Origin of the sequence: Roseovarius pacificus, assembly GCF_900142665.1 — a bacterium.
Classification (GTDB): domain Bacteria; phylum Pseudomonadota; class Alphaproteobacteria; order Rhodobacterales; family Rhodobacteraceae; genus Roseovarius; species Roseovarius pacificus.
This window is the reverse complement of sequence record NZ_FRBR01000030.1, coordinates 1-11,624: the sequence shown is the minus strand read 5'-3', so window position 1 is coordinate 11,624 and position 11,624 is coordinate 1. Positions and strand designations below refer to the sequence as shown.

At 54.4% G+C, this 11,624-nt stretch carries 11 protein-coding genes and 6 pseudogenes; 10 read left to right on the top strand and 7 right to left on the bottom strand.

Annotated features, from left to right (window positions below):
- Positions 1–470: 470 nt before the first annotated feature.
- The 8 genes and pseudogenes from BUB53_RS21710 to BUB53_RS21670 form a co-directional block, all read left to right on the top strand.
- Positions 471–1,112 carry an N-carbamoylsarcosine amidohydrolase gene (locus tag BUB53_RS21710; protein ID WP_073038118.1) on the top strand — a complete coding sequence of 214 codons (642 nt, stop codon included), beginning with the start codon at positions 471–473 and terminating at the stop codon, positions 1,110–1,112.
- Entirely contained in the window at positions 1,109–1,414 is a 306-nt protein-coding gene (locus tag BUB53_RS21705) for an antibiotic biosynthesis monooxygenase family protein (protein ID WP_073038116.1), read from the top strand. Before BUB53_RS21710 ends, BUB53_RS21705 begins: the two co-directional genes overlap by 4 nt.
- Before the next feature lie 99 nt (positions 1,415–1,513).
- A pseudogene (locus BUB53_RS23340) lies at positions 1,514–1,651 on the top strand (transposase); the annotation flags it as partial.
- A gap of 343 nt (positions 1,652–1,994) precedes the next feature.
- A complete protein-coding gene (locus BUB53_RS21695) occupies positions 1,995–2,960 on the top strand; it encodes a helix-turn-helix domain-containing protein (RefSeq protein WP_073038114.1) in 966 nt (321 codons plus the stop codon).
- A 41-nt stretch (positions 2,961–3,001) separates the two neighbouring features.
- Positions 3,002–3,139, top strand: a pseudogene (locus BUB53_RS23335) (IS6 family transposase); the annotation flags it as partial.
- Between the two features lie 182 nt (positions 3,140–3,321).
- Positions 3,322–4,260: pseudogene (locus tag BUB53_RS22650) on the top strand (IS3 family transposase); the annotation flags it as partial.
- 195 nt (positions 4,261–4,455) lie between these two features.
- Positions 4,456–5,499, top strand: a complete 1,044-nt coding sequence (locus BUB53_RS21675) for an IS110 family RNA-guided transposase (RefSeq protein ID WP_073038110.1) — start codon at positions 4,456–4,458, stop codon at positions 5,497–5,499.
- Between the two features lie 15 nt (positions 5,500–5,514).
- A pseudogene (locus BUB53_RS21670) lies at positions 5,515–5,721 on the top strand (IS3 family transposase); the annotation flags it as partial.
- On the opposite strand, the gene BUB53_RS21665 reads toward BUB53_RS21670, so the two are convergent.
- The 3 genes from BUB53_RS21665 to BUB53_RS21655 form a co-directional block, all read right to left on the bottom strand.
- Complete coding sequence (locus BUB53_RS21665; RefSeq protein ID WP_073038107.1) at positions 5,718–6,167, bottom strand: 6,7-dimethyl-8-ribityllumazine synthase; 450 nt, start codon at positions 6,165–6,167, stop codon at positions 5,718–5,720. The pseudogene BUB53_RS21670 and the gene BUB53_RS21665 sit on opposite strands and share 4 nt — an antisense overlap.
- Before the next feature lie 52 nt (positions 6,168–6,219).
- Positions 6,220–6,732: a flavin reductase family protein gene (locus tag BUB53_RS21660; RefSeq protein WP_073038105.1), complete on the bottom strand. Its 513-nt coding sequence runs from the start codon at positions 6,730–6,732 to the stop codon at positions 6,220–6,222.
- 79 nt (positions 6,733–6,811) lie between these two features.
- Positions 6,812–7,615 carry a maleate cis-trans isomerase family protein gene (locus BUB53_RS21655; protein ID WP_073038103.1) on the bottom strand — a complete coding sequence of 268 codons (804 nt, stop codon included), beginning with the start codon at positions 7,613–7,615 and terminating at the stop codon, positions 6,812–6,814.
- A gap of 395 nt (positions 7,616–8,010) precedes the next feature.
- Here BUB53_RS21655 and BUB53_RS23330 point away from each other — a divergent pair.
- A pseudogene (locus BUB53_RS23330) lies at positions 8,011–8,253 on the top strand (IS481 family transposase); the annotation flags it as partial.
- Between the two features lie 4 nt (positions 8,254–8,257).
- Positions 8,258–8,622 (top strand): annotated as a pseudogene (locus tag BUB53_RS21645) (IS66 family transposase); the annotation flags it as partial.
- Positions 8,623–8,723: 101 nt separating this feature from the next.
- Here BUB53_RS21645 and BUB53_RS21640 read toward each other — a convergent pair.
- From BUB53_RS21640 to BUB53_RS21625, 4 genes are read right to left on the bottom strand one after another with little or no spacing between them, the layout of a single operon-like run.
- Positions 8,724–9,326 (bottom strand): nitroreductase family protein, encoded by a 603-nt coding sequence (locus tag BUB53_RS21640; protein WP_073038101.1) that lies wholly within the window; start codon positions 9,324–9,326, stop codon positions 8,724–8,726.
- Between the two features lie 31 nt (positions 9,327–9,357).
- On the bottom strand, positions 9,358–9,738 hold the full coding sequence (gene hpxZ / locus BUB53_RS21635; RefSeq protein ID WP_073038099.1) for an oxalurate catabolism protein HpxZ: 381 nt from the start codon (positions 9,736–9,738) through the stop codon (positions 9,358–9,360).
- A 9-nt stretch (positions 9,739–9,747) separates the two neighbouring features.
- Positions 9,748–10,659 carry an NAD-dependent epimerase/dehydratase family protein gene (locus BUB53_RS21630; RefSeq protein ID WP_073038097.1) on the bottom strand — a complete coding sequence of 304 codons (912 nt, stop codon included), beginning with the start codon at positions 10,657–10,659 and terminating at the stop codon, positions 9,748–9,750.
- Entirely contained in the window at positions 10,649–11,461 is an 813-nt protein-coding gene (locus tag BUB53_RS21625; RefSeq protein ID WP_073038095.1) for an MBL fold metallo-hydrolase, read from the bottom strand. The genes BUB53_RS21630 and BUB53_RS21625 overlap by 11 nt, the downstream gene beginning before the upstream one ends.
- Positions 11,462–11,624: the final 163 nt, after the last annotated feature.

Here is an 11,624-nt window from a genome sequence, read left to right as displayed (position 1 = left end):
GTCGATGGTGTGAAGAAGTTCGGCAAATACTCGCTGCCGATCCTGCGCCCTGAAAAGACAAAAACCTAGGCAGGAATGCGTATCGCCTCAGAAACCCCGGTGGTCCGAGAGTAGTGTCGGTGAAAAGGCTTTTACATCACCGACGTTGCCTTGACGGTTTTAAAAAAATGGATTCGATATTAGTTGGGTGCAAATCAGTATGTATCTTAGGGGGTTGGCGGGCAAGGTGGTTAACGCTTTAGGTCTAAAGCTGATCAGTGAGGCAGCCTTCAAGCTGAGGGTCGCGATTGACTAAAAGTCTGGTCTGCACAAACCTTCAGGGTGTTGTGCGAAATCCGTCAATATCTAGAGCACAATCTGTCAAGTGATGTGAGCATCCATCTTCTTAGCTTATGCGTCAGAGCATCGAATTGGGGCTGCGCGATACGCACAGTAAGAGGCTCGGGTAAAGTAGAGGAGCTATCTAAAGAATGACAAGTGCAACCGAAAATTATGCGGGTGTATGGGGGGGGGCGATCGGTTTCGGCAAGCGGCCGTCCCTAATCATGATCGACTTTATGAAAGGATATACGACAGCTGGTTCGCCTTTGTTCGCGCCGGGCGTCGTGGATGCAGTGTTGGCAAGCCGTGATCTGTTGAACTCTGCGCGAGAGAACGGTGTGCCGGTTATTCACACCGATATCCGTTATTTTGATCCTGACTTTCGGGATGGCGGGCGCTGGCTGGAAAAATCTCCCGTCATGAAGAACATGAAGGTTGGTGCTCCTTTGGCCGAATTCTGCGACGAGGTTGCCCCGCTTGATGGAGAGCTGGTTCTTACAAAACAATATGCGAGCGCGTTCTTTGGCACATCGCTGGCGTCTACGCTGTACGCCTTGGAGATAGATACGATTGTGCTGGCGGGTTGTTCGACCAGCGGCTGTATTCGGGCATCGGCAGTGGATGGGGTGCAGCATGGTTTTCGTGTCATTGTGGTTCGCGAATGTGTTGGCGACCGTCATCCCGAACCGCATGAAGCTAATCTGTTCGATATCGACAGCAAATATGGCGATGTTGTCGCCCGCGCTGAGGCTATGGCGAAATTCGAAAAATTCTCTGGAGAAAACTTATGATTACAGAACTGACCCGGCTACCGGTGGGGAAGGAAAATGGCACAGCCTTTGAGAAAAGTTGGATCGAGGCCGAGAAAATCCTAGTGCTCCAGCCAGGCTATGTGTCGCATAAGATTGGTCGCGTGGTCGAGGACGATCAGGGATATATTCTTGAAATCGTATGGGCTTCGATGGAAGCGCATGTGACGGATTTTGTGGGCAGTCCAGATTTCACGGCATTTATTGAACATATTGCCCAGTATCTGAATGGTGACGCTGACGTGGTCCATTACGCCACGTTTTCAAGCAGCAACAATAGCTGACGTCACATTTTTCAATCTCCTGCAGTCGACTTATTGTGGACCTGTCACGGAATTGTTCCGCTCCTTTGACTTGGTATTTTGCCACAAAGGAGAGACATCATGGCACAGAAACCAACCCTGGAATTCCGCGCCGAGGCAGTGCGCGTAGCGTTGACGAGCGGCTTGCCTCGTAAGCAAGTGGCAGCCGATTTCGGTATCGGCTTCTCGACGTTGAGCCGCTGGATTCAGCAGGACCGGCGTAATCCCGAGAAGCCAATCACCCACCATGAATTCCGCGCGGCGTGCCTGAAAAACGGGCGCGCCGTTTTTCGTTGTGGCGGATTTTGCGGGCCGGGGCTTGCGGGATGGCGGGCGCGGGGCAATGATGGCGGGCACGAGCCGCAAGCGGGGCAGGCGATGGATATCGAAAAAGACATCATGCTGAACGAGTTGACGATGCTGCGCGAAGAGCGTGCGCGCCGCAGCCGCCAGCAGTTCGAATATGTCCGGCTGAGCCTGATCAATGTCGGGGTGCTGTCGTTTTTCGGGATTCTCAGCGTCGTCTCTGAAAATGCTCCAGTCAAAGTAGTGTGAGGATGCCATGCGAGAATATTCTATCGAACGCTCACGGCAATCAAGTCAGATAGCTTATTGGAAGGAATCTGTAGAGACAACTCTTTTTCCTTTGTCGATAGAGTTTCGTAGTCCGGCAAAATTTAATGGCCGCTTGCTAGCATGGGATATTGGCCCGGTCACCTTGTCTCATTTTCTAACTGATGGGATCAAATACCACCGTGAAAAGCGGCATGTAAAAGAAATGACTGAAGAAGAGTTGCTCATTAGTTTCTCTCTCTCGTCAGAGACATCCTTCGCTCAGAGCAACGTCGATCTGAACTTCACAAAGGGACAGTTTGTCGTTCAACGCGGCAATTATGTCTATGAGTTCGGCCATAATAATATAAACGAATTGTTTGTGTTGAAGATCCAGCTTGATAGATTAAAAAGACGAGTCCGCTCGGTGGAGCGCTGCTTTACCCATGTGTTCGACGCGCGCTCCGGTGTTGGACAACTTTTTTTAGATTCGGTCCGGTCGTTGCCGGAAACACTCTTGCACACTGAGGAGGAACATTACTGGCGGCTTGGCAATATGATCATTGATTTGGCGGGTATTGCTATAGAGGCAGATGATCGCGCGTTGTTGAGCAGGGGGACGACGATTCAGCAGGCGCATATTGGCCGGATCGAGAAATACATCCGCCAGAATATCCAGAACCCAAATCTTGGGACGGAACGCGTGGCTGAGGCATGTGGCATTTCGGTCCGCTATCTGCACGAGCTTTTCGGTCAGACTGGGCGGACGGTGGGCAGTTGGATTCGCCAGCAGCGGCTGGAAATGGCCAAGCAGGAGATTTGCGACGTATCGCGCAGGGAAACCATCGCCGAAGTTGCCTATCGTTGGGGCTTCGGAGATCAGGCACAGTTCAGCCGAAATTACAAAAGTTTCTTCGGCGAAAGCCCTCGGGAAACACGCGCGCGCACGGCGAAGGAGCGGGATTTCTCAGATTGACTTGGCTTGAGCCGTGCAGGGGGCTTTCGGAGCCTTTGACGATGGCCAAACGCTCCCCGTTAAAGTACTTCAAGACCAACCCCAAGATCATCCGCCTGGCGGTGATGCTCTATGTCCGGTTTCCGCTATCGCTCAGGAATGTCGAGGACCTGCTCCACGAACATGGGGTAATCCCTTCGAAATTTAGGGGTGTTTGAAAGTAGAATTTTCTCGAAAGATGAAAGAGGAGATTCTGGACCTGTCACGCTTTTTTGCCGCTCCGGTTGCTCACTTAAGCGACCTTTCGTTCGAAGGCCAAGTGAGGTGCTCCTAGATTTGTAGACGCTTTGCTTGGTAATTTTGGAAGCAAAGGACGATGCAAATGTCAGGGCAAATTCGCTACTCGGATGAGTTCAAGATCGATGCGGTGGCGCAGGTCACGGAGCGGGGTTATTCGGTCAAGGAGGTGGCCGAACGGCTCGGGGTCAGCACCAAATCGCTCTACACCTGGATGGCGCAATTTTCGAAGCCGCAGAGGCAGACTGATCAGGAGGCCGAAGTTCGCCGTCTCAAGAAAGAGCTGGCCCGGGTCACGGAGGAACGCGACATCCTAAAAAAGGCCACCGCGTACTTCGCCAGGGATGCAAAGTGAGGTACGCGTTCATCGACGCGCATCGCCAGCAACATTGCGTCCGTGTTCTCTGCAAGATGCTGAGCGTCCACCCGAGGGGTTTCTATGCATGGGTTAAGGAACCGCTAAGTCAACGTGCGCAGGAAGATCGGCGTCAGACCAAGCTGGTGAAGAAGGCGTGGAAAGACAGCGGCAAGGTCTATGGATACCGCAAGATCCATGATGACCTGATCGATATGGGCGAGGTCGTATCCGAGAACCGCGTTGCCCGTCTGGCTCGGATTGCGGGCGTTCAGGCACAGATCGGCTACAAGAAGAAGCCCGGCGTTTATGGTGGAAAGCCCTCTGTCGTGGTGGACAACACGCTGGATCGTCAGTTTGCCACCAATGCGCCTGATCGGGCCTGGGTGACGGACATTACCTATCTTCGTACACACGAAGGGTTTGCGTATCTCTGCGTGCTCATCGATCTGTTCTCAAGGCGTGGTGTCGGCTGGGCCATCCAGTCTCGCCAGAACATCAGAGTTGGCTGTGCAGGCTTTGCTCATGGCGATCTGGCGGAGAAAGCCCGGGCCAGGCCTGCTGATCCACTCCGACCAAGGCGCGCAATTCACAAGCCGTGAATGGGCCGCGTTCCTGCGCGAACATGAATTGGAACACTCGATGAGCCGCAGGGGCAATTGCCATGACTGTGAATGTGGTATTGCAGCTTGATGGCCTGACCCATGCTACGATTGACTGCGTGTCATTGCGTTGACTTGTCGACCATCAGGTTGCCCCGGCAGCGGGCGAGATGTGACTTCATAGGAGCCTGACGGTCGGCGTACCATCACAGTCCTGTCCTCTTCGATCGGTGCTTGGGCCATTTCAGCGAAAGGGCCTTCCATGGATCACGTTATTATTGGCGTCGATACGCACAAATCCAACCACATTGCCGTCGCTATCGACGCGAACGGCACCCGTCTGGGCAGCATGAGTATTCCCACGACACGAAAAGGGTATCATGATCTTCAAGTCTGGGCGTCACAATTCGGTCATGTCAAAGCCTTTGGAATAGAAGGAACCGGCTCTTTTGGGGCGGGCCTGTCCAGAGATCTGCTGTCCAAGGGGCATAAAGTCCTCGACGTCATGCGCCCGCTTCGCCAACTGCGCTATCTTCATGGCAAATCAGACAGCCTCGATGCCGAGAGCGCGGCCAGGTCAGTCCTGAACGGGCAAGCCACCGCCTTAGCCAAGACGCAGAGCGGGTCATCGGAGATGATCCGCCACCTGAAGGTTGCGCGAGACAGCGCGGTAAAAGCCAAGTCTCAGGCGATGATCACGCTGAAAACGTTGATCGTGAATGCGCCAGCTGAACTTCGTGACACACTCGACGGACTCAGAGGAAGGATCACTTTGGTGCGCCATGTTGCAGCCTTGAGGCCAGGCGAGATCACTTCCCCAATCGCATCCGCCAAAATAGCCATGCGCGCGATTGCACGGCGCTGGCTTGCTCTGCATGAAGAAATCCAGTCACACGACCAAGAGCTTGACCGGCTGGTCCGGAAGAAAGCACCCGAGCTGATGAAATCGCATGGCATCTCCACAATGACCGTGGCCGAGATGCTGATCCTCGTGGGAGACAACCCCGAGCGCATCCATTCCGAAGCCGCCCTGGCCAAGCTCTGCGGTGTCTGCCCGATCCCAGCCTCAAGCGGCAGGACCAACAGGATGCGATTGAACCGAGGTGGAAACCGACAAGCCAATGCCGCTCTCTACCGCGTCGCCATTGTGCGCATGCGCGATGATGAGAGAACCAAAGCCTACGCTGCTCGAAGAACTTCGGAAGGCAAAACAAGGCGGGAAATCGTGCGCTGCATAAAGCGTTACATCGTCCGCGAAATCTACCGCGCTCTCTGCGCCTCATCGGACCAGGTGCCTGCCGGTTGACAAATATAGAGCATCAACGCAGTGGCCGAGAGTTTCTTTCAACTCCTGAAGCGGGAGAAGGTCAGGCGGCGAAAATATCGCACCCGCGAGGAAGCGCGGCGAGACGTCTTTGAATACATCGAGCTGTTCTACAACCCAAAACGCAAGCACACGAACAATGGCATGCTGTCGCCCGTTGACTTCGAAGAAAGACAGCTCAAACTGGAAAAGGCAGGTGTCTAGGAAACTAGGGGCACCTCAATGTTGAAAATCTGTATAACTGCGCGGGCAGCCTCGGCGCCTTTCTTCACGAAATGCTCAGAAAAAAAGCTGATGTGTTCAGGGGTATCCTGATAGTTATGCGGTGTAAGGCTGACAGAGAATGTTGGAACTGAGCTTTCCATTTGCGCCTGCATCAGTCCCGACACCACGGCCTGCGCCACGAAATCGTGACGATATATGCCACCATCGACCACCAGAGCGGCAGCGACGACGGCGTCAAATTTACCAGTCTGGCCAAGACGCTTGGCGAGCAGCGGCATTTCAAAGGCGCCTGGAACGTTGAAAACCGTGATAACCACAGGGGTACCGCTGATCTTCATTTCAGCTTCGAAGCCTTTCAGGCTCTGATCGACGACATCGGCATGCCATTGAGCTTTAACATATGCGATTTTCAGCGGTTTTTCCATTGTTCCGTCTCCTGTTTCGGAATGTTGAGTGCTGGATCGGGCCGGGCGGATGTCAGCGAGCTACGGTGCTAGAATATTCGCTGCCCAAGAAGATTAGCGGACGCCCATCCTCTTTGCTGGACATGCTGCTGACTTCGCAGATAACTATATCGTGGTCGCCAACTTGATGAACGGCAAAGCGGTTACATTCAATATGAGCCAAGGAGTCGTCGATCATCGGAAGTTCCGATCTCGAAAGATTCCATTTTACATTGCTCCACCGGTTCTTAAGTGTTTTTGACGACAGGCTTTGACAGACAGGCAGCTGTTCCGCGGCCAGCACGTTGATCATTAAGCGGTTGACCTTCCGCAGCTTTTGATAGCTGGAGGAACTGTGACTGGCTGTGAAGGATACCAGTGGCGGTGTCAAAGAGACAGAGCCGAAAGATCCCACTATCATTCCCGTGGGATCGCCGTCGATCATGGCAGTTACGGCCACGACGCCAGTAGGATAGGCGCTCATCACTTTGCGGAATTCGGCAGGTTCAACGGCGTATTTTTTTGAGTTTGGGGTGTCAGAGGCCATTCTTTTTGCCCTTTTGAGTTTTTTTGGGGGGGGGGACGCTTGTCTGTGTGTTGGATTGCCAAGGGCAGTCAATGCTTTGTCACACGCTGCCAGAAAGAAGCATCCCAGCGTTCTTGATCGCCGGCTTGTGTCCCAATTTACGTAGTGTCTCGTAAGTGGTCGACGAGGCGGCGCTGATGACGGGCAGCCCCAGTTCATCTTCGACTGCCTGAATGGCCGCCAGCGAAGGCATCTGCACACAGGCAGACAGCACTACGACATCCGCGCCTTCGCGCGCTAGGTTACGGGCCAAACCAGGCAAGTTCGATTGATCTAGCCGTCCCACGGCCAAATTGTCCGGCACCTCAAGTGCGACAGAATCCAGTACCTTAATACCTTCGGCCTCAATGTAGTCGACAACCATCTTGGTAAGAGGGCGCATATAGGGAGTGACGATCGCCACTTTTTGCGCCGAAAATCGATTGAGCGTAGTAATCAGCGCGCCGGCGCTACTTACGACCTCGGCCGGGTAGCCGTTTTCTTCGGTTGCGCGGCGGATGATGTCTTCAGCCTTTCGATGTGCGCCGGGGCCTTGCGCCATCACAGCAACCAAACAGGCATAGGCTATAACGCTGACATCGGCATCCGACAGGTCTTTGGCGCATTGACCGGCGCTGTCCGCCATCGCAAGCAATTCATCATGCGTCACGTTCTTCATATGTGCGCGGGCCGAATGGAAGGTATAGCGATTGCCGTTCGCCTCAGATTGACTCGAAAACATTGCGGGCAACTCGGTTTCCATCGTGGTGTTGGAGCTCGGCACGATCAGCCCGACACGGGTGGCTGGGACAAGAAGTGGGGCGCAGAGGCCAGCGGCGTCTTTCTGGTCTAGGATGTTGGTCATATTTTCTCCGTCGGTTGCGTTATTGTGCCAATGACCGAGTTTAAACAGGGGAGCCTTGCAGTCCTTTGAAAGGCCCCCCGCTTGCCGAGGATCGGCGATTGGACAAGGTTTTGAATACTCAGGGCACGCGTGCCTTGTTCTCGACGGATAGAGGATAACAATAGGCAGGGCGGATGATTGTCATTTAGTGCGGGATTGCTTGTATTAGGGTGCGGCTATAACTCGGGAATGACGAGCCCGTCGCGGCTAAAAGTAAATGGTCTGCGTGTGATCTTCGAGGAGCATCGGCGGCGATACGTTATAGGGGGCCGTCTTCAAGATTGCAGCGATATGTCTAGGTTTTTGATCCCACGGTTTTATGGTGCGGTCCTTTCTCAAGCTTGGAAGGAAACATTTTGGGACAAGTTCGTCACGGGAGCGCCGCGACCACGCATGCTGTCACAGCTGTAATACAGCGATCGCAAGCTTCGCTCGCGCAGCTAGGCGAGGAACTGGGCATAAATCCCAAAACAGTCGCGAAGTGGCGCAAGCGGGCGACAGTGGAGGACTTGAAGGCCGGGCCGAAGGAGCCGCGTTCGACGGTTCTCACCGAAGCCGAAGAGGCCATGGTCGTCGCATTTCGACGTCATACGTTGCTTCGGCGACTGGCTGCAGGCACAACGCCGCAAGATCTCCGCCAAATCCCGGCTGGGTGAAAAGCTTACCTACATCCACAATCACTGGGATGGGCTGCAGACCTTCCTGAGCGACGGTCGCGTCGAGATCGACAACAACCGCGTCGAAAACCTGATCCGCCCCATTGCTCTCAATCGCAAAAATGCCCTCTTCGCGGGCCATGGCGAAGGCGGCATCGCCTGGGGCCGCATCGCGTCGCTGATCGAAACCTGCAAGATCAACGATGTCGACCCCTCGCATATCTCAAGGCGACCCTTACGGCCATTGCTCATGACCATCCGCGAAGCCGCCTCAACGACCTGCTGCCGTGGAACTTTACGCCGTCAAGCTAAGCTGCATGTGATGTCCAGCTAACGCTTACACTCGTTTCCGTGCCCTTTGAAAAAATAAACTTGGGCCCGGAAGCTCATTGGGCCTTCTGCACTGGCAGTTCTTATAGACCCACCGTTATAAAGCGGTCTGCATCGGCAATTGTACTCTTCTCCCCGAAGCTGCCCTCGTTCGAACCAAAGGGCATTTGCGCGACCAAAGTCCAGCTTGCCGGAACGTTAAATGCCGCGGCAAGCGCCTGATCAGCCAAACCGTTGTAGTGTTGCAGGCTGGCCCCCACTCCTTCTTCCGCTAGTGCGGTCCAGACTGACAATTGCGCCATACCCGCAGAATTGCAAATAAATCTCGGAAAGGCATCAGAGAACGCAGGATACTTGCTCTGTAAATCGCGCAGAGCGAGCTCATCTTCATAGAACAACACCGTACCGCTGCCCGCTGCGAAAGAGCTAATCCGCTTCTCCGTCTTGGAAAAGGCATCGGCGGGAGTAACCGCGCGCAGTGCATCCAATATAAGCGACCACGCCTTTTCGCTTTGCGCACCAAACAAGATTACCGCCCGTGAGGTCTGCGAATTGAATGAGGTCGGTGATAGCGTTACCGCCTGTCTGACGGTGCTGTCTACTAGGGCATTCGAAACTGGCAGAGATTTTCCCAAAGCATATTGGGATCGGCGAATCTTCAATAATTCCAAGGCTTTATTCGACATTTTATACTCCGGGCAATCTTGGATAGCATCATCAGGCAGTTTCCAGGAAAGAGACATGCGCCGCCACGATCCGCCAACCCTCGGGCATCTTGACCCAAGTTTGGCTTTGACGGCAATGGCGGCTGTCGTTTTCATACTGACATTCGGTATTAGCGACGGCGAACCTATCGCCAAAGGTTGTGATCATTGTATTAAACAGCCGCCGCGGGCGAGAAACGTCCGGACGTCCAGCACGAAAGGCGTGGATCTGATCGGCACCATGTAGGATTTCTTTAGGACCATAGCGCAAGGTCCGCATATTGTCCCAGAACAACTCACGCAAAACCGTTAGATCATTGATGCCAAGCGCGGCTTCATAACGTGCAAAGGCATCCTTGACCTCGGCAATAGTCTCGGGATTGTCGATTTCCATTATGATTCCCTAAATTGCGGCAGATGCCTTCATCTGCAAATATGTGTCCACGATGCCATGCCGAAGCGAGATCGAGGGTCGAAAGCCCAGATCCCGCGCAATCGGCGTTACATCAAATTCCTCTTGCGCCTCATAGGGCGATTGCATGCCGGGGGAAATGCGTACTCGTGCGCCAGGCACGGTATCCTGCACTATGCGCGCAACATCAGAGAGTTTCATGAACTCGCCTCCGGTGGCCATATAACGACGGCAAGGCAAATCATTGGCTCTCAAGGCTGCCAGAAGCGCGAGTGCGGCGTCATCGACATGGATGAACTGGGTTGGGAAATCGCCAACCTCGCCGAAAACTGTCTCGCGCCCAGCGTGAGCGTCGATCAACATTGTACGAATAGGGCAATCAGTCTGGCGGCGTGGGCCATAAACGGCGGAAAAGCGCAGGCTGACGCTGTCGACGCTATGCTCCAACCGATAGGCATCAAGGATATGTTCGCAAGCGGCCTTGGTCGCGCCATAAACCGAGGTTGGTGCCGGGATGATGTAACCGTCCGAGGCAGTGTCAGTCGGGCCAATGGCACTTACCGAAGAACAGAATACCAACCGCCGCAATCCGTTTTTACGCATCAGTTCCAACAGGTTGACCGTGCCACCGATATTGATGACGCAGACATCGGCGGGTCTGTCAGCCTTAACCATAGGTCCAGACAGCGCCGCGCAATGGATCACCGACGTCACGCCGCGTTGTAGGGCGAAATCCTCCAAAGCGGCATAATCGGTGATGTCGAAGGCCGTGACACCTGACGCCGCATTCCGGTCCATGGCCACAAACGGGACGCCCTTGCCAGCCAGCAGCGCGCAGATCGCCCCGCCGACCAGACCATTCGCCCCGGTGACCAGAACCTTATCAAAGGTATTAGACCTCACGATGCAGCCATTCGATGTGGCGATCTACGGATACAGCCATCGCTTTCTTCGCATCTTTGTGGATAACTCGGTCCCACCATGCGCCATAGATTGCGTCGTATTCCAGATGGCTAATTCGGCGGGCTACATTGCGCACCGAAGCCTCGCCAAGGGGAATGAAATTCGGGTAAGAGCGCATGAAGGCCAGATGTTTGTTGTCGGCCACAACCTGCAACAGGTCGCCGGCCAGCAACGCGCCCTTACCGCCTGCCAGATTTGCGCAATGCAGCACGCAACCCCCCTCGAAATGGCCGCCGGTGCGGACCATGGTCAGACCCGCCATCAGTTCCTTAGATTCGCCTTCCCAGAAGTGAAGGCATTTGTCCGGGCGCATGACCCATTCACGGTCTGCGGCATGCAGATACACAGGCACGTCTCCAAATGCGTGGCTCCATTCCACCATCGTGGTATAGTAATGTGGGTGAGAGATGGCGATACCAGCCAGACCACCCAGGCCCTTGATCATTTCTATGGTGGCTGGGTCTAGATAGGATACGCAATCCCATAAAATATTGCCCTGAGGGGTGCGGACCAACAAAGCGCGTTGACCAATGCCGAAGGCAGGGGCCGAGCTGATGCCGATCAGCTCATCTTCCATTCGGATAGCGGCCTTGTGAGTTTTCTGCAATTTCTCGAAGCTGGTCCAGCTTTGACCCGATTCTGGGACAAATTGACGTTCCTCGACACAGATCGGGCATTCCGCCGGGGCTTTTTTCGATTCAGTGAATTGGGTGCCACAAGTTGTACATATATAAGGGGTCATGGTTGTACGTTCCTTTCGGGTTCGGTGGCGTGGCCAGCATGCGCACGGCCGCCGCCATGATCTTCCGTGTTTCTGAGGCGATACGCATTCCTGCCTAGGTTTTTGTCTTTTCAGGGCGCAGGATCGGCAGCGAGTATTTGCCGAACTTCTTCACACCATCGAC

Excerpts from the sequence above, each read along its gene's own strand:
- BUB53_RS21710 (WP_073038118.1), top strand. The coding sequence starts at position 471 with ATGACAAGTGCAACCGAAAATTATGCGGGTGTATGGGGGGGGGCGATC.
- BUB53_RS21705 (WP_073038116.1), top strand. The coding sequence starts at position 1,109 with ATGATTACAGAACTGACCCGGCTACCGGTGGGGAAGGAAAATGGCACA.
- BUB53_RS21695 (WP_073038114.1), top strand. The coding sequence starts at position 1,995 with ATGCGAGAATATTCTATCGAACGCTCACGGCAATCAAGTCAGATAGCT.
- BUB53_RS21675 (WP_073038110.1), top strand. The coding sequence starts at position 4,456 with ATGGATCACGTTATTATTGGCGTCGATACGCACAAATCCAACCACATT.
- BUB53_RS21665 (WP_073038107.1), bottom strand. The coding sequence starts at position 6,167 with ATGGAAAAACCGCTGAAAATCGCATATGTTAAAGCTCAATGGCATGCC.
- BUB53_RS21660 (WP_073038105.1), bottom strand. The coding sequence starts at position 6,732 with ATGGCCTCTGACACCCCAAACTCAAAAAAATACGCCGTTGAACCTGCC.
- BUB53_RS21655 (WP_073038103.1), bottom strand. The coding sequence starts at position 7,615 with ATGACCAACATCCTAGACCAGAAAGACGCCGCTGGCCTCTGCGCCCCA.
- BUB53_RS21640 (WP_073038101.1), bottom strand. The coding sequence starts at position 9,326 with ATGTCGAATAAAGCCTTGGAATTATTGAAGATTCGCCGATCCCAATAT.
- hpxZ (WP_073038099.1), bottom strand. The coding sequence starts at position 9,738 with ATGGAAATCGACAATCCCGAGACTATTGCCGAGGTCAAGGATGCCTTT.
- BUB53_RS21625 (WP_073038095.1), bottom strand. The coding sequence starts at position 11,461 with ATGACCCCTTATATATGTACAACTTGTGGCACCCAATTCACTGAATCG.